At 56.7% G+C, this 22,337-nt stretch carries 21 protein-coding genes; 18 read left to right on the forward strand and 3 right to left on the reverse strand.

The features are described from left to right. Nucleotides 1–21: 21 nt before the first annotated feature. From AC3WQH_RS13340 to AC3WQH_RS13360, 5 genes are all read left to right on the forward strand, one after another. Nucleotides 22–993 carry a GNAT family N-acetyltransferase gene (locus AC3WQH_RS13340; RefSeq protein WP_007784521.1) on the forward strand — a complete coding sequence of 324 codons (972 nt, stop codon included), beginning with the start codon at nt 22–24 and terminating at the stop codon, nt 991–993. Nucleotides 994–1,043: 50 nt separating this feature from the next. Beyond that, nucleotides 1,044–2,645 carry a glycoside hydrolase family 3 protein gene (locus AC3WQH_RS13345; protein ID WP_005832614.1) on the forward strand — a complete coding sequence of 534 codons (1,602 nt, stop codon included), beginning with the start codon at nt 1,044–1,046 and terminating at the stop codon, nt 2,643–2,645. A 42-nt stretch (nt 2,646–2,687) separates the two neighbouring features. Next, on the forward strand, nt 2,688–3,596 hold the full coding sequence (murQ, locus tag AC3WQH_RS13350) for an N-acetylmuramic acid 6-phosphate etherase (RefSeq protein ID WP_005832613.1): 909 nt from the start codon (nt 2,688–2,690) through the stop codon (nt 3,594–3,596). Between the two features lie 292 nt (nt 3,597–3,888). Then, entirely contained in the window at nt 3,889–4,824 is a 936-nt protein-coding gene (locus tag AC3WQH_RS13355) for a cation diffusion facilitator family transporter (RefSeq protein ID WP_025849111.1), read from the forward strand. A 206-nt stretch (nt 4,825–5,030) separates the two neighbouring features. After that, complete coding sequence (locus tag AC3WQH_RS13360; RefSeq protein WP_005832609.1) at nt 5,031–5,261, forward strand: DUF1450 domain-containing protein; 231 nt, start codon at nt 5,031–5,033, stop codon at nt 5,259–5,261. A gap of 170 nt (nt 5,262–5,431) precedes the next feature. Here AC3WQH_RS13360 and AC3WQH_RS13365 read toward each other — a convergent pair whose 3' ends face one another. Continuing rightward, nucleotides 5,432–6,385, reverse strand: a complete 954-nt coding sequence (locus AC3WQH_RS13365; RefSeq protein WP_007784514.1) for an aminopeptidase — start codon at nt 6,383–6,385, stop codon at nt 5,432–5,434. 200 nt (nt 6,386–6,585) lie between these two features. Here AC3WQH_RS13365 and AC3WQH_RS13370 point away from each other — a divergent pair, with 200 nt between their 5' ends. From AC3WQH_RS13370 to AC3WQH_RS13405, 8 genes are all read left to right on the forward strand, one after another. Further along, nucleotides 6,586–8,190 carry an ABC transporter substrate-binding protein gene (locus AC3WQH_RS13370; RefSeq protein ID WP_487092071.1) on the forward strand — a complete coding sequence of 535 codons (1,605 nt, stop codon included), beginning with the start codon at nt 6,586–6,588 and terminating at the stop codon, nt 8,188–8,190. 96 nt (nt 8,191–8,286) lie between these two features. Then, complete coding sequence (locus tag AC3WQH_RS13375) at nt 8,287–9,246, forward strand: ABC transporter permease (protein ID WP_007784510.1); 960 nt, start codon at nt 8,287–8,289, stop codon at nt 9,244–9,246. A 6-nt stretch (nt 9,247–9,252) separates the two neighbouring features. Next, nucleotides 9,253–10,152, forward strand: coding sequence for an ABC transporter permease (locus tag AC3WQH_RS13380; RefSeq protein WP_007784508.1), 900 nt, complete (start codon nt 9,253–9,255; stop codon nt 10,150–10,152). Between the two features lie 37 nt (nt 10,153–10,189). Next, entirely contained in the window at nt 10,190–11,200 is a 1,011-nt protein-coding gene (locus tag AC3WQH_RS13385) for an ABC transporter ATP-binding protein (RefSeq protein WP_026558134.1), read from the forward strand. Continuing rightward, nucleotides 11,193–12,173, forward strand: coding sequence for an ABC transporter ATP-binding protein (locus AC3WQH_RS13390; RefSeq protein ID WP_025849105.1), 981 nt, complete (start codon nt 11,193–11,195; stop codon nt 12,171–12,173). Before AC3WQH_RS13385 ends, AC3WQH_RS13390 begins: the two co-directional genes overlap by 8 nt. A gap of 19 nt (nt 12,174–12,192) precedes the next feature. Beyond that, nucleotides 12,193–13,140, forward strand: a complete 948-nt coding sequence (locus tag AC3WQH_RS13395; protein WP_005832596.1) for a DUF1177 domain-containing protein — start codon at nt 12,193–12,195, stop codon at nt 13,138–13,140. Next, nucleotides 13,137–14,408 carry a M20 family metallopeptidase gene (locus AC3WQH_RS13400; RefSeq protein ID WP_122953001.1) on the forward strand — a complete coding sequence of 424 codons (1,272 nt, stop codon included), beginning with the start codon at nt 13,137–13,139 and terminating at the stop codon, nt 14,406–14,408. The genes AC3WQH_RS13395 and AC3WQH_RS13400 overlap by 4 nt, the downstream gene beginning before the upstream one ends. 50 nt (nt 14,409–14,458) lie before the next feature. Further along, nucleotides 14,459–15,238: an IclR family transcriptional regulator gene (locus AC3WQH_RS13405; RefSeq protein ID WP_005832591.1), complete on the forward strand. Its 780-nt coding sequence runs from the start codon at nt 14,459–14,461 to the stop codon at nt 15,236–15,238. Nucleotides 15,239–15,423: 185 nt separating this feature from the next. Here the strand turns inward: AC3WQH_RS13405 and AC3WQH_RS13410 are convergent, their stop codons facing one another. Together AC3WQH_RS13410 and AC3WQH_RS13415 are read right to left on the reverse strand one after the other, a co-directional pair. Then, the gene (locus AC3WQH_RS13410) at nt 15,424–15,939 is read right to left on the reverse strand and encodes a hypothetical protein (protein WP_238501665.1); all 516 of its coding nucleotides are present in this window, start codon (nt 15,937–15,939) and stop codon (nt 15,424–15,426) included. Between the two features lie 211 nt (nt 15,940–16,150). Continuing rightward, complete coding sequence (locus AC3WQH_RS13415) at nt 16,151–16,519, reverse strand: HsmA family protein (protein WP_007784503.1); 369 nt, start codon at nt 16,517–16,519, stop codon at nt 16,151–16,153. Between the two features lie 293 nt (nt 16,520–16,812). Between AC3WQH_RS13415 and cuyA the strand changes: the two genes are divergently transcribed. The 5 genes from cuyA to AC3WQH_RS13440 all read left to right on the forward strand — a co-directional run bounded on the left by cuyA (nt 16,813) and on the right by AC3WQH_RS13440 (nt 22,302). After that, nucleotides 16,813–17,817, forward strand: coding sequence for a D-cysteate sulfo-lyase (gene cuyA / locus AC3WQH_RS13420; protein ID WP_005832585.1), 1,005 nt, complete (start codon nt 16,813–16,815; stop codon nt 17,815–17,817). Between the two features lie 66 nt (nt 17,818–17,883). Continuing rightward, complete coding sequence (locus AC3WQH_RS13425) at nt 17,884–18,846, forward strand: carbohydrate kinase family protein (RefSeq protein WP_025849095.1); 963 nt, start codon at nt 17,884–17,886, stop codon at nt 18,844–18,846. 202 nt (nt 18,847–19,048) lie between these two features. Next, nucleotides 19,049–19,942, forward strand: coding sequence for an AEC family transporter (locus AC3WQH_RS13430; RefSeq protein WP_005832580.1), 894 nt, complete (start codon nt 19,049–19,051; stop codon nt 19,940–19,942). Nucleotides 19,943–20,065: 123 nt separating this feature from the next. Beyond that, nucleotides 20,066–21,076, forward strand: a complete 1,011-nt coding sequence (locus tag AC3WQH_RS13435; protein WP_005832578.1) for a helix-turn-helix transcriptional regulator — start codon at nt 20,066–20,068, stop codon at nt 21,074–21,076. A gap of 242 nt (nt 21,077–21,318) precedes the next feature. Further along, nucleotides 21,319–22,302, forward strand: a complete 984-nt coding sequence (locus AC3WQH_RS13440) for an ABC transporter substrate-binding protein (RefSeq protein WP_005827478.1) — start codon at nt 21,319–21,321, stop codon at nt 22,300–22,302. Nucleotides 22,303–22,337: the final 35 nt, after the last annotated feature.

The raw sequence follows: 22,337 nt of genomic DNA on the forward strand, positions 1-22,337 counted from the left end.
CATTAGGAGGCGGATGAACGCATGTTTTACGTACCATTGGACGCGCTGTACCTGGATGCGCTGTGCGAGCTGTGGAACCGGGAGCTGGGAGAGCGCTTCCCGATGCGTCCCGAGCTGCTCCGCCAGAACAGCCTGGAAGATCGCAATGTGCTGCAGGCAGGCTCCTGGATTGCCATGGATGCGGTTGCGCGGCGTCCCGTAGGATTTGTCGTGGCAAAATGCTGGCAGGAACAGCTCGATGTGCAACTGGGAAAAGGCGTCGGCTGGATTCAGGTGTTGCTCGTGGACCGCAACGATCGCGGCCAAGGAATCGGAAGCGAGCTGCTGGCGCGAGCAGAGCGGGCTTTGCGGCAGCGCGGCGTGCAAAAAATATGGCTCGGCCGCGACCCGTATCATTATTTCCCGGGGATTCCCGTTGAGTCGCCAGAGGTTTCAGCCTGGTTTGCCGCGCGTGGGTACCGCTTGTTGGAGCCGTTGGAAAACGATTTGCTTTGCCGCTATTCCGATCAGGACGATCAGAAATCCGTTCCATTGCCGCAAGTCGCGGACGGGCGCTTCCGCTTGCTTGCGGCGGACGACAAAGACGCGTTCTTGTCCTTTTTGCATCGCTGCTTTCCCGGGCGCTGGGAGTACGAGGCGATTCACTATTTTCAGCGCGGCGGGACTGGGCGCGAGTTCGTCGTGTTGGAGCGGCAGGGGGAAATCGTCGGCTTTTGCCGGATCAATGACGCGAAGTCGCCGTTTATTGCGCAAAACGTCTACTGGGCACCGCTTTTTGCGCGGGAGCTGGGCGGGATCGGACCGCTTGGCATCGACCCGGCGCACAGGGGAAGCGGCCTGGGATTGGCGCTCGTGCAGGCGGGGATTGCCATGCTGCGGCAGCGCGGGATTCAGCAGATCGTGATTGACTGGACGGCGCTCGTCGACTTTTACGCCAAGCTCGGCTATTCAAGCTGGAAGCAGTACGCCAAGTACAGCAAGGAGCTTGTCTAATCATTCGCGTCATTCGCGGCTGCGAGCGTGCGAAAAAAAGGAGGTTCTCCATGCGTGCAAAGCAGATGAGTGTGGAGCAAAAAGTCGGGCAACTGCTCATGATCGGTTACCCGACGCTGGAAGTACCCGGTGAGATGGAGACGTGGATTCGCGAGCGGCAGATTGGCAACGTGATTTTGTTCAGCCGCAACATCGGTTCAGTCGCAGAGACGTTTCGGCGCGTGCGCACGTTGCAACGCTGGGCGAAGGAAGCCGGACAGCCGCATCCGCTGTTGGTCGGAACCGATCAGGAAAACGGCGTCGTGGCGAGGCTAATGCGCGGTGCTACCCGGTTTCCCGGAGCGATGGCGCTCGGTGCGACGGGAAGCCCGGAGTGGGCCGGACGGGTTTATGCGGCGACTGGAGAGGAACTGCGGGCCGCGGGCATTACCGTTAATTTTGCCCCTGTCGTCGACGTGAACAACAATCCGGCCAATCCGGTGATCGGAGTGCGCTCGTTCGGCGCGGAGCCGGAAGCGGTCGGGCGTTTTGGCGAGAGCGCCGTGCAAGGGCTGCTTGCAAGCGGCGTCGTTGCTGCGATCAAGCATTTTCCCGGCCACGGCGACACGAGCACAGACTCGCACGAAGCGATTCCGGTGCTGCGGCACGACTGGCAGCGGCTCTCGCAGGTGGAGCTGGTTCCGTTTCGCCGCTGTATCGCGGCAAAAGCCCCGATGGTGATGATCGGACATGTCAGCCTGCCGACCGTCGACGAAAGCGGCGCGCCTGCCTCGATCTCGCGGCGGCTGGTGACGGACGTTTTGCGCGGGCAGCTCGGCTTTCAGGGCGTTGCGATTACCGATTGTCTGGAAATGGCCGCGATCGCCAACTCCACAGGCGTGCCGGAAGCAGCGGTGCAGGCGATACAGGCGGGCGTGGACATGGTGCTCGTCTCGCATACGCCCGAGGTGCAGCAGAAGACGTATGATCGTCTGGCCGAAGCGATCCGCAGCGGTGAAATTCCCGACTCCCGGGTGCAGGAGGCTGTCGAGCGCATCACGGAACTGAAGCAGCGCTATCTTTCCTGGGAGCAGTGTCTGGCGGCGACAGGTCCCGGTTTTGACCGGACGGCTCACGAGCGGCTGGCCAAAGAAGCGCTCGCGCAGGCTGTGACCTTGGTGAAAAACGACCAGGGGCTTGTCCCTTTGCCGGAGCAGGCGGGGGCGCTTGGCGTGATTTTGCCGGGAGTGGGCCGGTTGACGCAGGCAGAGGATCAGCAGGCGGGCGCGGAGCTTTTGGTAGCGCCGCTGCAAGCGCACAGACAGGTGCATGCCCACTTTCTGTCCGCACTCCAACCTGCGCAGGCGGAGATCGAGCAGGCTGTCGCTGCCGTGGCGCCCTGCGATACGGTGATCGTTTTTACGTACAACGCCCATCTTTACAGCGGTCAGGCGCAACTGGTGCAGCAACTGTCCACGCGAGGCAAAAAGGTGGTGGCAGTGGCGCTCAGAAACCCGTACGACCTGACCGCTTTTCCGGAGGTGGACGCTTTTCTTGCGGTGTACGACCAGAGTGAACGGGCGCTGGGAGTCGTTGCGGACGTTTTGTTCGGCAAGCAAAAGGCAGTCGGTCGCTTGCCTGTCAGTATGTGGAAGCAACAGGGGCACTTTTGATGAAGAAAACGGACGAACTGGAGACTGACGGGGAGGTAGCGGATGAGAAATCAACTGAGCGGTTTGACGACCGAGACGAAAAACAAGCAATCGGAAGACCTGGACTTGCTCTCGACACTCGACATCATCAGGCTCATGAACGAGGAGGACAAAAAAGTCGCCTATTGCGTGGAAAAGGAGCTGCCTGCGATTGCCCGGGCGGTGGACATGATTGCCGAATGCTTGCAAAACGGCGGCAGGCTGTTTTATTTTGGCGCAGGCACCAGCGGCCGCTTAGGACTGCTGGATGCGGCGGAGTGCCCGCCGACCTTTGGCACAGACCCTTCCCTCGTGCAAGGCGTGATCGCCGGGGGAGTGGAAGCGCTCGTCAAAGCGATTGAAGGAGCGGAAGACCTCGCGTATTTGGGCCAGGAGGATGTCTGGGCGCACGGAGTCAGGGCCGGTGACGCTGTAGTGGGAATTGCGGCGAGCGGGCGCACGCCTTATGTAAAAGGCGCACTGGCAGAGGCGAGTCGGCTCAAGGCGAAAATTGTGTCGCTGTCGTGCAATCCGACGGCTGAGATCAATGAAGGCGTGGACGTCTCCATCAACGTCGTGGTCGGCCCGGAAGTCGTCACAGGCTCGACCCGGCTGAAAGCGGCGACGGCGCAGAAGATGGTGCTCAACATGATTACGACCGCATGCATGGTTCGCTTGGGCAAGGTGTACAAAAATTTGATGGTCAACGTGCAGGTGACGAACGAAAAGCTGAAGGAGCGGGCCAAGCAGATCGTCGCGGAAGCGGCCGACGTCTCGCTGGAGGAAGCCGATGAGCTGTTGAACAGGGCGCAAGGCGACGCCAGGCTTGCGATTGTGATGAAAAAAACGGCGCTGTCGCAGGCCGAGTCGCTTCGGTTGCTGGAGCAGCACAAAGGGAATATTCGGCGCATTGTCGAGGGGTATGTCTCGTAGCTTGAGGTGTGTCAAAACAGGCTGCCAGTAAATCGCGCAAAGCAAACAGCCTTTTCCAGAGGGGGAGAAGGCTGTTTGCTTTGCGTTGGCAACAGGAGCCGGGCCAAAATGCTGAACGAAACCGCGTTTTCCCCGCGTCTCTCCGTGAGAAACGACTGGGCTGGGAATGAAAATCAGTAGTATGATCCATAAAATGTTCATTTGAATAAGTGGCAAAAACACCCTATAATTAAATTAATTATTAGATTGTAATTTTTCTATTTTGATAGTGGGGGTGGCTCTTATGAAACACGTGAAGTACGCTGATTATCATCATCTCGATCACGTGAAGGAACAGCAAAAATCGAAGAAAACGTTGTGGATTACACTGATCCTGACTTTGTTTTTTACTATCGTGGAAATCGTCGGCGGCCTGTTGTCCAACTCGCTGGCGCTTCTGTCCGACTCGGCGCACATGATCTCGGACGTCATCGCGCTCGGTTTGAGCATGACCGCGATTTACATGGCGACGCGCAAGCCGACCAAAAAGTACACGTTTGGCTTTTTGCGCTTTGAAATCATCGCTTCGTTTTTGAACGGCCTGGCGCTTGCCGTAATTGCAATCGGCATCGCGATTGAAGGGATTAACCGGATGATTCACCCGCAAGACGTCGACTTGCAACTGATGCTGACGATCGCGTCCATCGGGCTGATCGTGAACATCGTGCTGACGATCGTGCTGTCCAGAAGCACCAAGGAAGAAGACAACCTGAATGTGAAAAGCGCCCTGTGGCACTTCATCGGCGACCTGCTCAGCTCTGTGGGCGTCATCGCTTCTGCCATTCTCATTTACTTCACAGGCTACTACCTCTTCGACCCGCTGATTAGCATGGTGATCGGAGGAATCATCTTTATGGGCGGCTTCAAAATCATCCGCGAATCGCTGGCCGTCCTGATGGAATCCGTGCCGGAGCAGTTTGATCTCGACCAAATCCGGGCAGACCTCGCCAGCGTGGAAGGCGTCTATGACGTGCACGAGCTGCACCTGTGGGCGGTATCGACAGAGCACTACTCGCTGACGGCACACGTGTTTGTGCGCGAGGATATTCAGCCGTACTGTGTGATCCTCGGCATCAATCATCTGCTGAAAACGAAGTACGGCATCGAGCATTCGACGATCCAGATTGAGCATCCGATGATTCTCGATCACGGCGAGTACGGCAAACAGTTTTTGCTGCAAGAGGCGTAAAGGGCTGCTTGAGCTGTACGCACGCGACTATAACCAAAAAAGGCCGAGCGGTTCCAGACGCCCAAGTTCTGGCAGCCTGCCCGGCCTTTTCGGCTTCCTCGCCGCTTTAAAGCGTTTGCGGTTTTATGCGTGTTCTTGCTGTTAATTCTGAATTGACTGTAAAATTTGGGTAGAAGCGCAATGCCATTTATTGATGGGGGAAGACGATGGTGCATACAATCAAATTTTGCCCGTGCAATCTCCAAGGCAGTCTGGAGTGGGTGAGAAACGAGGTCAGGAAATTTCCCGATGTGCAGTTGATCGACGAGCGGTGTGTCAACTATTGCGGCCAATGTCTGGAAAAGCCGTTTGCGCTGTACAACGGCAAAAATATCGTGGGCAGCGACGGGCAAGAACTGCTCGAGCGGCTGGTGGAAAAGCTCTCGGCAGCGAATTAGCGCAAGGCAAAAGCAAGAGCAACAGTAAGAGCAAGAGCGCAGCGCCCGGGTGGCTTGGTGCCCACTGTCCCCTGTCCACAGTCCGCTGTTTTGGCGCGGGCCTGGGGCATGAATAAAAGCAGGAGCGAGTGTATTCGCTTCTGCTTTTTCGTTTTCACGCCTGTCGCTCGCTATTGTGCCGCAAACAGAAAGCGTCCTTTTTCCTGCAAGGGCACTCCGTCGATGTACACATCCGGTTCGTTTACGATTAAATCAATGTGCACGCCCGCCTGAATCGTTCCCCCAAAAGTAGCGTTGCTGCCAAACGCAACGTGGATCGTCCCGAACGCTTTTTCATCTTCCAGTACAACTCCGATAATTCTCGCCTTGTGATTGGTTCCGATCCCAAATTCTGCAAGCATCCGTCCGTCGCCATCCCCGAGCGTGGAGAGCAGGCGGGCAGCCATCGGCCCTTTTGCGTCGACGAGTCTCCCGTCCTTGACGGTGAGCAGCAACGGCGCGTCAATTTTGCCGATTCCGCCGATGGAGCCGTCGACCAAAATCTGGCCGTTCGCCGAACCTTCCACGGGGGCGATGTACGCCTCGCCCGACGGCAGGTTGCCCGACTGGCCCGCTTCCAAATACATCCCAGTGCTGGGAACGCCGTTTCTCGTCTCGATGGAAAATTCGAGCGTGTACCCGCCCTTTTCGATCCGTACCTGCTTGCCTTTGGTCAGGATGTCCGTGACGGTTTCCGTCAGCCGCTTGACCTCCTGGTAGTCGGCGGAAATGGCGCCAGCGGTGAACATATCTTCGGTAATGCCGGGCATGGTCGCGACGCGCGTCCCGTTGGCGGCGGCATTTTTGCGCGCCTGCGTATGCGTCAGCGAATACTTCGTGATGCACACGGCGACGTCTGCTTGCTTCATCGCTTCTGCAATCGTCTGCGGCGGCTCCTGGCCTGATTTTTCACGCTCCTGCATGACGAGCAGCATCGTTTCGGCTCCGAGCAGCTTTCCCGCTGCGTAGAGGGCTTCCGCCAAAGGGCGCTTGTCTTCATCGGTGACAATGACCAGCTCTTCTGTTTCTTTTACCCCTAAACAAGTTGCCAGCAAATTGCGGCTAATTTCCACAAGTTGGTTCATCGGTTAGACACTCCTGATTTTTTAGTAGGTGCGAATCTTGAAGAGATTGTACTGAAAGCGAACGCTGTGAATCAAGTCTTAACTTTTTTTGTTTTTCGACTATTTACACTAAAAAAGCCATTTGCTATAATCCAAAACGTAACACATAGTGAATATGTGTTTCGTTATTTGATACAAAAACATTAACTGGGGGAATCGTAGTGAGGAAAATTAGCAAAGCCAAAGCGTTGTTTTCTTCTGTCATGGTCGTGTCAATGTTGGCACTCGCTGCATGTGGAGGACCTGCCCAAGAGTCAAAGGGCGGTGAGCAGCAGGCGGCTGCCGGGCAGCCAAAAGACGGCGGCGTGCTGAAAATCGGTTTGTCGTCTACAGCAAAAACGCTGGACCCGATTGCGTACACCGGAGCTTATGAATCGAACATCATCCGCAGCATTGGCGACACGCTCGTCCGCTACACGAGCGACCTGTCCAAAATCGAGCCAAGCCTGGCTACGGAGTGGAAAGTGTCCGATGACATGAAGGTGTACACGTTCAAGCTGCGTGACAACGTGTACTTCCAGCCTGGCAAATACCAGGACGGGCGCAAAATGACAGCGGAAGACGTGAAGTACAGCCTGGAGCGCTCCGCGAAGCAATCCGCGCTCAAGCGTCTGCGCGGCGTGGAAAAAGTCGAAGTCATCAGCGAAAACGAGGTCGCGATTCACCTCGATGCGCCAAACGCAGCCTTGCTGGCGATGCTGACCGATGGCGGCAACATCATCGTGCCGCGTGAAGAAGTAGAAGGCTGGAAAGATCAGTTCGGCACGCATCTCGTTGGCACCGGGCCGTTCATGATCGACAAGTTCAATCAAGATGATTCTGTAAATTTGAAGCGTTCTGATAAATACTGGGGACCAAAACCGCATCTGGACGGCGTAGAGTTCAAATTCATTACAGATGCAAACATGATGACCAACGCCCTGCGTTCCGGCGACATCGACATGGTGACGGATGTAAAAGGCCAAAACCGCGCGATCATCGAGAAGGATCCAAACCTGAACCTGCAGACCAAGCCGGGCCTGTCCATCGAGTACATGGGCCTGAACCAGATCGAAGGTCCGACCAAAGACAAAAAGGTTCGGGAAGCCATCCGCATGGCGGTTGACGTGGAAGGGCTGGTAAAAGGCGTGTTCAAGTGGGGCGGAGCGGAGAAGTCGTTTCTGCCGCTGCCGAAAGCATCGTGGGGCTATGACGCGTCGCTCGAAGCAGCCGTACCTGCCTTTGACCCGCAAAAAGCAAAACAGCTTCTGGCAGAGGCAGGCTATCCGGACGGCTTCAAAACCGAACTGTATGTAATCGCTTCCCGCGTGCCGCAGGCGACTATCGCGGCTCAGCAGTTGAAAGACAACCTGAACATTGACGCGGAAATCAAGACAGTAGAGTGGGGAACGTTCAGCGACATCGTCGCCAAAGGAAAAGCGCCGCTCTACATCATGGGCTGGTCCTGGTACCCAGACCCTGACTTCTTCCTCTACCAAATGTTCCACAGCAAGCAAATCGGCTCTCTCGGAAACGGCTACGCTTACAGCAACCCGGAAGTAGACAAGCTCCTGGAGCGCGCGACAGCGGAAACGACAGACGAAGCGAAGCGCAAAGAGCTGTACAGCCAGGCCATGAAGCTCATCAACGACGACAGCGTGCATGTGGAGCTGGGGCTGCTTGACGTGGCAACGGGCATGAAAAAATACGTGCAAGACTACCAGGTGCGCGCGGACGGCTCGATCTTCCTGGTGAACGACGAAACGAACGTCTGGCTGAACAAGTAAACAGCAGGCAAGCTTTTCCCGTCCGAAGAGAGGCCGCCTGGTCCTCTCTTCGGACATGATTCATCAAGCAAGAGTGGTTGAAAGGAGGAGAATGGATTGCTCAAACTGATTTTCAGACGGTTAGTCGACTTGATCCCGACGCTGTTTGTTGTAGCCACGACCGTTTTCATCATCACGCGGCTGATTCCCGGCGATCCGGCGGCGGTACTGCTCGGGCCGCAGGCTTCTCCGGATGAAATCGCCAAAATGCGGGAATCGCTCGGGTTAAACCAGCCATTGTACCTCCAATACGTCGAGTTTCTCGGCAGTCTTTTGCAGGGCGATCTCGGCACTTCGCTCGGCTACAACCAGCCTGTGATGTCGCTCATTATGGAGCGCTTCCCGAACACGCTTTTGCTTTCCGCCTGTGCGCTCGCTCTCTCGCTTTTGATCGGGATTCCGGCTGGCATCATTTCTGCGACCAAGCAGTATTCCGTCTGGGATTACACCGTCATGATCCTCTCGCTCGTCGGCGTGTCGATGCCGATTTTCTGGCTCGGGGTCATGCTCGTCCTGTACTTCAGCGTGCATCTCGGCTGGCTGCCGGCAACGGGAATGGGCTCTTTGTCCGAAGGCTTCGGCAGCGTCGTCACCCACCTGATCTTGCCGAGCATCGCCTTGTCGACCATTCCGATGGCGACTTTTGCCCGGATTACACGCTCCAGCATGCTGGAAGTGATCCGCCAGGACTACATCAAGACGGCTCGTGCCAAAGGGCTGCGCGAATTTTTCGTCGTCTGGAAGCACGCTCTGAAAAACGCGATGACGCCGTTGCTCACGGTGATGGGGATGCAAATATCGTCCATGCTCGGCGGCGCGGTGTTGACGGAGACGATCTTCAGTTGGCCGGGGATGGGACGGCTTGTGGTGGACGCCATCGAAAACCGCGACTTTGTCGTTGTCCAAGGAACCGTGCTGTTCATCGCCGTCATTTTCGTGTTGATTAACTTGCTCGTCGACATTTTGTACACCGTGGTCAATCCGCGCGTGAAACTATCGAACAAAGGGGAGGGCTGATCCGATATGAGCAACCATGCGCAACCGCTATCGCCAGCTCCCGCGACGCTCGCACCGAAGAAAAAAAGCAAGGAAAACAGTGTCTGGAGACGGCTATTGAAAAACAAGCTGGCGATGATCGGCCTGGTCATCATCGCGATCATGGTCATTTTCGCCCTGTTTGCGCCGCTGATCGCCACGCATGGTCCGAATGAGATGGATTTGGCAAATTCGCTGTCCGAGCCTGGCATCGACGGCCATTTGCTCGGGACGGACAACTACGGACGCGATTTGTTCAGCCGGATCGTCTACGGGACGCGAATTTCGCTGATCGTCGGGATTTTTGCCATCGGGCTTGGCGGCATGATCGGCACGCTGCTCGGGCTGCTCGCCGGCTATTACGGCGGCAAATGGGACGCGCTCATCATGCGCCTCATGGACGGCCTGTTCGCCTTTCCGTTCATTCTGTTGTCGATCTCGCTCATGACCGTGCTCGGCGCCGGACTGTTCAACGTCATTCTCGCCATCGGGATCGCCAACATCCCCGGCTTTGCCCGGATTGTCCGCGGCCAGGTGCTGGCGGTCAAGGAAGAGGAGTATATCGAGGTCACGAGATCGCTCGGGGCAAACGATTCCCGGATCATTTTTCACCACATCCTGCCAAACTGTATGGCACCGATCATTGTGTACGCGACGATGCACGTAGCCGGCGCGATCATTTCCGAAGCGGCCTTGAGCTTCCTCGGTCTGGGCGTGCAGCCGCCGACAGCCTCATGGGGCAGCATCCTGAAGGACGGAAAAGACTTCCTCGTCCTGTCCCCGCACATGGCTACCTTCTCCGGGCTGGCGATTTTGCTTTCCGTACTCGGCTTCAACCTGTTCGGTGACGGCTTGCGGGATGCGCTCGACCCGAAAATGAAAGTGTAAGCGACGAAAGCGAAACATAGATTGGGGTGAAGAGGAATTGGCAAAGTCAGATGTACTACTCAGCGTGCAAGATTTGGCCGTTTATTTTTATTCGTCCGGGGTCGTGAAGGCGGTAAACGGTGTGAGCTTTGACTTGAAGCAGGGGGAGACGATCGGGATTGTCGGAGAATCAGGCTCAGGCAAGAGCGTCACCTCGACCGCCATTCTCGGGCTGATTCCGTCTCCCCCTGGAAAAATCGAACGAGGCAGCATTTTGTTTGAGGGGAAAGAGTTGACGAAGCTTTCTCAGGCGGAAATGCGGAAGATTCGCGGAAATGAAATTTCGATGATTTTTCAGGACCCGATGACCTCCCTCAACCCGGTTTTTACCGTGGGGAATCAGATTATGGAAGTGATTCGCCTGCACCAGCAGCTCGACAAAAAAGCCGCCCGCGAGCGCGCCATCGAGATGCTGAAGCTGGTCGGGATCCCGGAGCCGGAAAAGCGTCTGGAGCAGTATCCGCACGAGTTTTCCGGAGGGATGCGCCAGCGCGTCATGATCGCGATTGCGCTGGCCTGCAATCCGAAGCTGTTGATTGCGGACGAGCCGACAACCGCTTTGGACGTGACGGTACAAGCGCAAATTTTGGATTTGATGAAAAAGCTGCAAGACGATTTGCAAACCTCGATCATCATGATTACGCATGACCTGGGCGTCGTGTGGGAGAGCTGCCAAAAAGTTCTCGTCATGTACGCCGGAAACACCGTGGAATACGCGACGGTGGAAGATTTGTACCAAAATCCGCTTCATCCTTATACGTGGGGATTGCTCGATTCGCAAATCAAGTCAGACACCGCAGGCAAGCTGCCATCTATTCCGGGCAATCCTCCTGATCTGCGCGAAGATATCGCGGGCTGCTATTTTGCTCCCCGCTGTCCATATGCCAAAGACAAATGCTTGAGCGAAAGACCGCCGCTGGTAGAAGCAGGCCCGAACCATTTGGTGGCGTGCCATTTCCAGACAGCAGACGAACGTCTAGAACGGAAGGGGGGAGCCGCACATGAGTGAGGCGATTATCCAGATCAACCAGTTGAAAAAGTATTTTCCCGTGAAGGACCAGTCGCTGTTCGCCAAGTCTTCCAAGGTCGTCAAGGCGGTCGATGACGTCAGCTTCGAGGTCAGACGGGGAGAGACGCTCGGCATCGTCGGCGAATCCGGGTGCGGCAAGTCGACGCTGGCCCGGCTGGTGATGCAGTTGATTCGCCCGACAGAAGGCTCGGTCATCTTAAACGGCCAGGATTTGGCCAAGCTGTCGGACAAGGAAATGAAAAAGGCGCGCAAGTCGATCCAGATGATTTTCCAAAACCCGTACGCGTCGCTCGATCCGCGCAAAACGGTCGAACAGCTCATCATGGAGCCGCTCGTCATCCACCAGGTCGGGACCCACCAGGAGCGGGTGAAAAAGGTGAAGGAGCTGCTCGCCGTCGTCGGCCTGTCTGACTACCATGCGACTCGTTATCCGCATGAGTTTTCCGGGGGACAACGACAGCGGATCAACATCGCGAGAGCGCTGGCGCTCAATCCCGAAGTCGTCATTTGCGACGAATCCGTCTCCGCTCTCGACGTTTCGATTCAGGCGCAGGTCATCAACCTGCTCAAAGAGCTACAGGCGAGCTTCAACCTCACCTACATTTTCATCTCCCACGACCTGAACGTCGTGCGCTACATCAGCGACCGGATTGCAGTCATGTACTTGGGCCGCGTGGTCGAGATGGGAACGTACGAGGAGATTTACCACAACGCGCAGCATCCGTACACGCGCGCCTTGCTGTCCGCCGTGCCGAAGGAAAGCCCCTTGGTGAAAAAGGAGCGGGTCATCCTGACGGGGGACGTGCCAAGCCCGATGAATCCGCCGTCCGGCTGCCATTTTCACAAGCGCTGCCCGTATGCGACCGACCGCTGCCAGACAGAAGCGCCTGCCCTCACGCTGTACGAAGAGCAGCATATGGTTTCTTGTCATCTTTTAGGAAATCTATCATAATGAAAAGGGGACTTGCTTTATGTCTTTCAAGCATGTAATCGAGATGTACGATCTCATGGATAGCGCTTACGTTACAGGAGACGACCTGAAGCGGTATTTTGAGCAAAGAGGTTTTCGCGACGTAGAAATGTCTACGGTCCATGGACAAAAAGGAAAAACCGACTTCGTCAAAGTATTGATAAAAGGAAAGAACGGCAAAAGCAGCGGCGGCACAGCGCCGACACTGGGCGTCATTGGCCGCCTGGGCGGGATCGGTGCGCGTCCCGAGCAAATCGGCTTCGTATCCGATGGCGACGGCGCTCTCGCGTGCATGGCGGCAGCGGCCAAGCTGGCGGAGATGCAGCAGCGCGGGGACGTTTTGGCGGGCGATATCCTGCTCACCACGCACATTTGCCCGGATGCGCCGACATTGCCGCACGACCCTGTGCCGTTCATGAACTCTCCTGTCGACATGCAAATCATGAATGCGAACGAAGTGGCGGCGGAGATGGACGCGATTTTGTCCATCGACACGACAAAAGGAAACATGATTCTCAACCATACAGGCTATGCCATTACCCCGACGGTCAAGGAAGGGTACATCTTGCGCATCAGCAACGATCTGTTGGAAGTGATGAAGCAGACGTCCGGCAACATGCCCGTGACGCTGCCGATCACGGTGCAGGACATTACACCGTACGGCAACAATCTGCATCATATCAACAGCATCATGCAGCCGTGCGTGGTCACGGACAGCCCGGTTGTCGGCATCGCGCTGACGACGCAGGTGCCAGTGGCAGGCTGCGCGACAGGAGCGACTCATCTCGTGCACGTCGAGCAGGTGGTGCGCTTCGTGATCGAGGTAGCCAAGCTGTTCGGCGTTGGCAAATGCGCGTTTTACGACGAAGCCGAGTTTGCGCGCCTGACGTCGCTGTACGGCTCGATGAAGCATCTGCTCACATTGGATGGCAAGGTGAGCGGATCATGAGCGCTGCGATCAAAGCGTTAAAAGACCAGGTCATCGCCGCTGTCGAAGAGAACAAGGAAGAGCTGATCGAGCTGTGCTGCCGCCTGATTCAGTTCCCGAGCGAAAACCCGCCGGGCGACTCTGGCCCGATCAGCCGCTATATTACCGAATATCTGGAGCGTTTTGGCATCGCGACAGACTGGCACGAAGCAGGGCCGAACATGTACAACCTCATTTCCCGAATCGGCAATCGGGAGAGCGGCAAAAAGCTGATCTACTGCGGGCATACCGACGTGGTGCCTGCGGGCGACCTCTCCAAGTGGGAGTTTGCCCCGTTCAGCGGAGAAGTCAAAGACGGCTGGATTTTGGGCCGTGGCGCCTCCGACATGAAAGGCGGCCTGGCTGGGCTGATTTTTGCCGCGACGATTTTGCAGCGACTGGGGATCGAACTGCCGGGACAACTGATTTTGGCGATCGTGCCCGATGAGGAGACAGGCGGCGCGCTGGGCGTACCGTGGATTTTGGAGCGCAAGCTGGTCGAAGGCGACGGCTGCCTGATTGCCGAGCCGTCCTCGCCGCACAATCCGACTTTGGGGCAAAAAGGCTCCTGCTGGTTCCAGCTTACGGTCAAAGGCAAGCCGGCACATGGCAGCCTGGGTCCGATTGCCGGAAAAAACGCGATCATGGACGCGATTCGCGCAATCGAACGGATTCGTACCGTCTGGGATTATCCCGTCGTCATTCCGGATGAAGTCAAGGAACTGGTGAAGGTGTCCAAGGAGTACATGCTCGGCACCGAGCGGGAACCGTACCAGGACGTGCTGGAGCGCGTCTCCTGCAACATCGGGACGATTGAGGGCGGGACAAAAGCGAATGTCGTGCCGGACACTTGCACGGTAGAAGTGGACTGCCGCCTGCCGTTCGGCGTGACGCGAGCGGAAGTCATGGGCTACATCACCAGCCAGTTGGACGAGCTGGACATCGACTATGAAATCGTGCCGATGGGAACGCAAAGCCACGCCAACTACACCTCGCCTGACGACCCGGTCTGCCGGGCGATTGTCGACAACATCACGTACGTGACAGGCGAGCACGCTTTTGGCGTTCAGCAGTGGGCGAGCAGCGATGCCCGACATTTCCGCGCGTACGACATTCCGGTCCTGCAATACGGTCCGGCGTACTTGCCGAGCATCCATAATTTCAACGAAAAAGTGCTGGTGGAGGATGTCATCCGCTGCGCGAAGGTGTACGTAGCGGCTGCCATCGACTTTTTGTACGAGCAAAACTGATGAAAAGCTTTCGCTTGCGAGACAAGTAATCGTGAATAAGGGGAGTCGTCGTGTTAAAAACGTTGGATCAATCACTCAAATTGTTACAGCTTTTCACGAAAGAAAAACCGGAGTGGGGAGCCAGGGAACTCGCCAAGGAAGTCGGTTTGAATCACGCCAATGTATTCCGCGTATTGTCTACGTTCGAAGCCAATCGCTTTCTGGAAAAAGATCCCAAGACCAAAAAATACTCATTAGGCATTCGCTTGTGGGAGCTTGGACTGACAATGAGAGAGTCGTTCCATGTATCACGACTGATTCGGCCTATTTTGCAACGAATGATGGAAGAGTCGGGAGAATCCATTTTCCTGACTTGCCTGGACGAAGATGAGGCACTGACCCTCGATGCGCTGGAGCCGGACAACGTCGTGAAATACTCCGTGTCCGTCGGCAGCCGGGCGCCGCTGTTCGTGGGGGCCTCGTATCGCTCGATCATGGCCTACTTGCCGCAGGAGCAAATCGAGCGAATCATTTTGCAGGGCCTGCGGCAGTACACGAAAAATACGATTGCCGATCCGGACAAACTGCGCGAGGAGCTTGTGCATATTCGCGAAAACGGCTGGGCGATCAGCACGGGCGAATACACACCGGACGTTTTGGCCATCGCTTGTCCGCTGTTCCATTACGACGGGCATGTGATGGGCTCGTTGACGATCTCCGGCCCGATTTACCGGATGAGCGAGGAGAAAAAAGCAAAGTACATGGACATCCTGATGCGGGGCAAACAGGAAATCGACGAGATTGTCCAAAACTACCGCGTGGATCTTTCCCGCTACTATTTGTTTGGCTAGAGCAAGAGCAAAAGCTGTCGCAGATCAACCGCGATCTGTCGGCAGCTTTTTTTGCTCTGGCGGACAGTTGCGGGCAGGGCAAGGCCGTTTGATTGCGGCAGCGTGCGAAAACATGGCCGAAGAGTGGAGGCGCAGCCCCCATCCATTCAAAAGCGGGAGGCGCCCGGACTACAGGGACGCGACCTCTAGGCGAAAGCAGGTCGTCTTGTTCCGCCCTGTAGCTTTGGAGTGGTACAATGCCTGATCGGCACAGGTGATGATGTCGACCGCCCAGGTGCCGTGCAGCGGATAGTGGACAGGGCGAGTCGGGCGGCATGGGAGGTCAGCAAGGTGCCTGCCGTGACACCTGATGCGGCCGGGCTGACCGCCTGGATGTGGCCAGTCGCATCTGCTATGAGCAGCGAGTGGAAATACTGCCGATTGGCCATGTACCACGCTTGCAGGTCGGTGTTTTTGAGCGGCTTGTCGCCAGCTTGTTTGGCAATCGCGTCGATGTTGTTTTGCAGCGCCGTCAATATGTCTGTTGTATTTTTCGCCAGCTTTTTGGCGTAATGATAGTTGTTTTCCAAATAGTTGCTGGAGAGTGAGGTTCGGTTGACATGAAGAGAAGAAATGACCTCAATCAAGATCGTTGCGAGCACAGAAAAAACAACAAGCATTTCCAAAATAAAGCGAAGCGTATAGGTTCTTCTTTTCTTCATCCAAACCCCTTCTTGCTGGCAGACTGTAGCGATCTGCTCGCGTGCCGGATTCCCTGTCCTTTGCACGCGAGCAGGCGTTTGTATTCTATACCCGGAATAAGCGAAGTCTAATCCCGTTCTTGCGCGAGAAAAGCACATTCCGCTTCCGCAAAAACAGGCTGCCCAACGCCTGGACAGCCTGCTTGTCGCTTTTATTTTTGAAAAGGGGCGTCTAGCCGTTGAGAAAGCTCAAGGCGACACCGATGGAGTACGGAATCAGCCAAAGAATCCAGACAAACAGGCTGAATTTGTGAAACTGCTTACGCTGGCTGTCTTGCTTTTTCCACAGGACGAAGCCTGCCCAGGCGGTGTGCAAAAACATCAGGATGAGCGCAGCTAATCCGGTGATGCCGTGCAAATTCAAAGGGGCGCCGTCAGCCAAAAGCTTCATGAAGGCCGTCCCGACCGTGTCGAACACAAGTCCCAGACAGAAAAAGGCGAAGTGCCCCCAGGCAAGCTCCCTGGAGCGGCGTTCCGCCCAGACGCCGATCGTGTACGTAACCAGTGCCAGATTGATGAAGAGTACAGCCCATACCAGCAAAAAAATCATCTCCCATTCGCTTCGTGATTGTCTACAAGAAGGAGTGTAGTAGAAGAAGATGAACAAGAGATGAACAGCGGGCGAGAACGATGTTGCGCTTATCAGGCGGGGCGGTTTTTTCGCAGCAGCAGCCAAATAATCGGCAGAGGTGGCGGCAGACTTCCGCGCTTTTGTCCAAAAGCGGTACGGCTGTGGCGAGAGAGCTTGGCAAGCGGCTGCCCGTCACGAGAGCAGGAATCAGCAAAAGCCAGCGCGTATTATTATTCCATCAAGCTCGAAGGGAGCCTTATGAGATGAAGCCAATTCGCTATGAGCGCAGAACATATACGCCAGGACCGACGCCGATCGAGCGTCTGGACAGGCTGTCGCAGGAGTTGGGCGGACCGACGATTTCGATCAAGCGCGACGATTTGCTCGGCTTGACCGCTGGCGGCAACAAGACGCGCAAGCTGGAATATTTGGTCGCCGACGCGATCAGGCAGGGAGCGGACACGCTGATTACGTGCGGAGCCGTCCAATCGAACCATTGCCGCCTGACATTGGCCGCGGCGGTTCGCGAAGGATTGCGCTGCCAGCTTGTTTTGTCCGCGCCCGAGACAGGCGATTACAATCCGCAGGCGAGCGGAAACCACCTGCTGTTCCATTTGCTGGGCGCTGAAAAAATCGAAGTCGTTCCCGCAGACAAAGATTTGCTGGCAGAGATGGACGTGCTCGCCGAAAGCTTGCGAAAAGCGGGGAGAAAGCCGTACCTGATTCCGGTTGGCGGCTCCAACGAGGTCGGCTCGCTCGGCTACATGGCGTGCGCGGAGGAAATCGAGCAGCAGGCGTGGGAGAGCTGCACGCCATACGATTACGTCGTGACGGCAACAGGCAGCGGCGGGACGCAGGCAGGGCTGATTGCCGGGTTCGCAGCGAGGCAGTCTGGCACGAAGGTGATTGGCGTCAACGTCAGCCGCGACCGTGCCGCCCAAGAGGCGAAGGTGCTGGAGCTTTTGCAGCGCACAGCCGCGACCGTCGGCCTCACGGGGCAGATTCAGCCGGAGTGGGTGCAGTGCGAGGACAGGTTTGTCGGGCCAGGCTACGCGATTCCGACAGAGGAAATGGTCGAGGCTGTACAGCTTGTCGCCCGGACGGAAGGGATTTTGCTGGACCCGGTCTACACGGGCAAAGCGATGGCCGGCCTGATCGGGCTTGTCCGCGAAGGGCGCTTTGGCCGGGACGATCACGTGCTGTTCCTGCACACAGGCGGCTCTCCCGCGCTGTACACGGCGCCGGAGCTGTTTTTGCCGAAGAAGTGAACGCTTTGCCTGTTGCCTTGACGGCCTGGCTAGGTTGATTTCAGAGCAAGAAAAGGAGAGAGAACCATGCCCGATGTAGTTGCCTGCGGCGAGCTGTTGATTGATTTCACGCCGATGCCCCATCCCGAGCCGGGAAAAGCGGCATATGAGCAAAATCCAGGCGGGGCGGTGGCAAACGTGCTTGCTGCCTTGTCCCGCTTTCACAAAAAGACGGCGTTTCTCGGCGCAGTCGGAAATGACCCGTTCGGCCGCTTTCTCCGGCAGACGCTGGTCGAGCTGGGGATTGGAACGGACGGGCTTGTTCTGACCGAGGCGGCCCCGACCACGCTTGCCTTTGTGCATATTGACGGCAGCGGGGAGCGCTCGTTTTCGTTTTACCGGAGTCCGGGAGCCGATACGCAACTGCGCGAGGAGGATATTGACGAGGGGACGATCGCCCAAGCGCGGCTGTTTCACTTCGGCTCGCTGTCCTTGACGCATGAGCCGGCGCGGTCGGCGACCTGGAAGGCGGTGGAGATCGCCAGGCGGCACAAGCGATTGGTATCGTTTGATCCGAACATCAGGGAGAGCTTGTGGCCGAGCATGGAAGAAGCGAAGGCAATGGCGCTCCGCGGCATTCGCCAGGCCGACGTGGTCAAGCTGTCGGAGGAGGAGCTGGCTCTGCTCGCGCCGATGGCCGACTTGGCGGAGGCGGCACAATGGCTGCTCGCGGAATGCGGCAATCAGGCCATTTTTGTCACGCTGGGCAAACAAGGCTGCTATTACCGAACGCGCGAGCACGCGGGGATCGTGCCGGGCTTCGCGGTAAAGACGGTAGATACGACCGGGGCGGGAGACGCCTTTTGGGGCGGCCTGCTCAGCCAATTGCTGGATGCGGCTGAACCGTTGGCCGCCATGACGGATGCGAGGCTAAGGGACATGGTCCGCTTTGCCAACGCCGCAGGTGCGCTTACGACGACGCGGACGGGCGCGATTCCCGCGCTGCCTGTTTTGGCAGAGGTAGAACGTTTTTTGCAACAAGCAAAATAGTGGCGCGGCCATCCAGCCGTCTTCCTGGAAACAGGGAGACGGCTTTTTGGCGAGGGGATCGGCTTTTTTCGGGAAAAAATCCCGGTGAGCTTCATAAAAGGAAATGAAACCGTTTGCGGCCGATAAAACGGTCATGAATGTTTTGTGAATTTTGCTATACTATTCTTAATTCAAGACTCGAATACAGAAGTGGGGATGGACCATGATTTTCCTCGAAGTCATCTTGCCTGTTTTGCTCATTTTTTTATCGGGGTACATTCTCCAACGCAAGTTTCAAATGGATTTGAAGCCGATTTCTTCGCTGGCGATTTACATTTTGACTACGGCGCTTGTCTTTCGCACGTTTTACAAGACAGAGCTTGATCTGCAATTGTTTTACATCGTCATCATCTCGTTATTGCTGCTGGGCGCGCTGATCGTGCTCACGCAGTTGACGGCGCGGCTGTTTAGGTACGACAAGTCGCAGGAGAGCGCCCTGATGCTCTCCACCGCCTTCATGAACAGCGGGAACTACGGAACGCCGATCATTTTGTTCGCATACGGGGATGCCGGGTTCACGTACGCGGTCCAGATCATGGTGTTTCACTCGATCATCATGGGGGTGTTCGGCGTCTACTTCGCTTCGCGCGGCGGGGGTGGCGTGGGCACGGCGATTCGGGCGATTTTCAAGCAGCCTTCCAACTACGCGGTCGTCCTGGCGATTTTATTGCAGCAGCTCAACATCGTCATTCCCGAGAGCTACTATCAGGCGATCGACCTCGTGGCGCAGGCGGCGATTCCGGTCGTCATGCTCATCCTGGGGATGCAGCTTGCCAACGTGTCGTCCAAAGCGCTGGAGTGGCAAGGGCTCAGCGCCGCCAGCGTAATTCGGCTGATCGCTTCGCCTGTCCTGGCCTATGTGATCTGCCTGTTTTTCCCGATTGACCCGCTGCTGCAAAAGGTGCTGGTCATCCTCGCCGCGATGCCTTCTGCGGCGACTACGGCGATTTACGCCATCCAGTTCAACATGCGCCCGCAATTCGTTTCCAGCAGCGTGCTGGTTACGACGCTTTTCAGCGTAGGGACGCTGACGATTTTGTTAAACATTTTGCATTAATCGATGCATGTGCCAAGGCAATCATTCGTGGCGAAAAGGTTGCCAAGGCCATGCTTTTTTCTTTATGATGAGAACAAGAATCGTTTTCAGCAAAGAATAAATATTAATAACAGGGAGATTGCCATGCATTCCACATCCATACATTCCATCTACGACAGTTACATTGACGCGCTGCCGAACGTTCGGCTCGATGACATCGGCACAGAGTTGGCGGGGGATGAGTTGTCCGGCTGGAACGGATACATCAACAGAATGATGCCTCGCCCTGGTTTGGAGATTGTCGATTCCTTTCACCGTTTTCCGGATGACCACGCCATGCATTTTCGCTCGGAGGCGGCCATGGTCGAGCTGAGCTTTTGCCTCCAAGGGACGGGAGAGGTGGCTGTCTCGGGCAGTTCCCAGCACGACCTGGTGCCGGACAGTTGCTCGCTGCAGTTGATGCGCGACTTTCAGGCGGATTTTTGCTATTTGGCCGAAGCGCCGTTTCGTTCGGTGGCGATCGGCATTTCGGTGGAGCTGTTCAACGAATGGCTCGCGCAGATGGACGAAGGGACGCCCTATACATTTGAGGGGCTGCTCGGCGGCCGTTCTTTCCGGATGTTTCGCATGCCGCTACGGCCGGATATGACGATGCGGCTTCGGCAGTTGATCGCGCCGCCGGCATCCCAGCCCAAACTGCGCAAGCTGCATGCGGAAGGCAAGACGCTGGAGATCGCCGCGCATGCGTTCGACACTTTGTTGTTCGGGCGGGAACCGGAGGGCAACAAGCCCGGCATGTCGCGCAGCGACCGGGAGAAGATTCACAACGCCAGGGAAATTTTGCTCGCGCACATGGAGGCGCCGCCTTCTCTGGTCGAGCTGGCGCGCATGGCCCAACTGAACGAATACAAGCTGAAAGTCGGGTTCAAAGAGGAGTTCGGCACGAGCGTGTTCGCCTATTTGCGGGAAAAGCGGCTGGAAAAAGCGCTGGAGCTGCTGCGCGCAGGCGAGCTGAACGTCAGCCAGGTGGCGCTGACTGTGGGCTTTTCCAACTTCAGCCACTTTTCCGAGGCGTTCCGCAAGCAGTACGGGCTTAACCCGTCCGACGTGAAGCGGGGAAGGCACGTGCTGCCGTATGCATCAGGCGGGAGATAATTCGCCCGCTTTTTTTACTGAATCGGAAAGGATCAAACTTCGAGAGCAAACTACCCGATTCAGCGAGAACAACCTTCCGCCGAAACGCAGTCGCTCGTCATTGGGGAGGCTTCGCTACAGGTTTTCTTATCCCGCCAACCGTATTTTTCGCCATCATCGGGTAGTTGCAAACGGCTTGCAAGAGTACGATCAAGCATAGTTGTTGAGAATCATTATCACAATGGTGGGGGATGACGGAACGTATGGCAAACAGAAAGAACGGCTGGATCGCAGGACTGCTCGGTCTGGCATTGCTCGTAGGCGGCTGCAGCCAAGCGGCGGAAAACAACGGTCAAGCAGGACAAACAGGCCAGGCGGACAAGCCGGCGGCGCAAGCGCCAAAGACACGGACGGTCAAGGACGCGGCCGGAGAAGTGACGATCCCGGCCAACCCGCTGCGAATCGCGGACGTGTCCGGGGCGACAGAGGAGCTGTTGGCGCTTGGAATTCGCCCGGTGCTGACGGGGAACAGCCAGTATCAGAGCCCGACAGAGCTGACGCCGATCCTGCAACAAGAGCTGGGTACAGACGTCGCCGTAGCGGGCTGGTTTCAAAACGAAGTAAGCGTCGAGGCGATTGCGGCGGCGAATCCGGACCTGATTTTCGCCGGGCCGAGCCAAAACAAGATATACGAACAACTGAACAAAATCGCCCCGACTGTGCGCGTGCCCTACGGCTTCAACGCGTTTCGCGAACGGTTTGACTTCATCGCGGAAACGTTGGGGAAAAAGCTGCAAATGGAGGAATGGCTAAAGGCGTATGACGACCGGGCGAAGGAGTTGCACGACCAGATCGCGGCGGCGACGGGCGAGGAAACGTTTGCGGTCATCGAAGCCACCCAGAAGGGCATTCGCATTTACGCGAAAACGGGGCTGGCGGACATGATCTACACCGACCTGAAGCTGCCGAAAGCGGCCGGGATTCCCGATCCGGACCCGTGGGGCGGCAAGGAGACGAGCCTGGAGGGGCTGTCGACGCTCGACCCTGACCACATCGTGCTGCTCGCCGATTCCGAGCAAAACGTGCTGGAAGACACGGCGATCTGGAGCAATATGCGCGCGAACAAAAACGGCAAGGTGTACCGCGTTACCACGAAGCAAAACTACGACGAAGCGTTTTTCGCGCTCGGGAAAAAGGCGATGATCGAGCAGATAGCTGCGGACATTTTGCAGAAAAATCAAAAGTAGGGCATTGGTAATTAAGGCAGGGGAAATAGCCCCTC

The sequence above is a fragment of the Brevibacillus sp. FW301-21C12A genome (assembly GCF_058788915.1).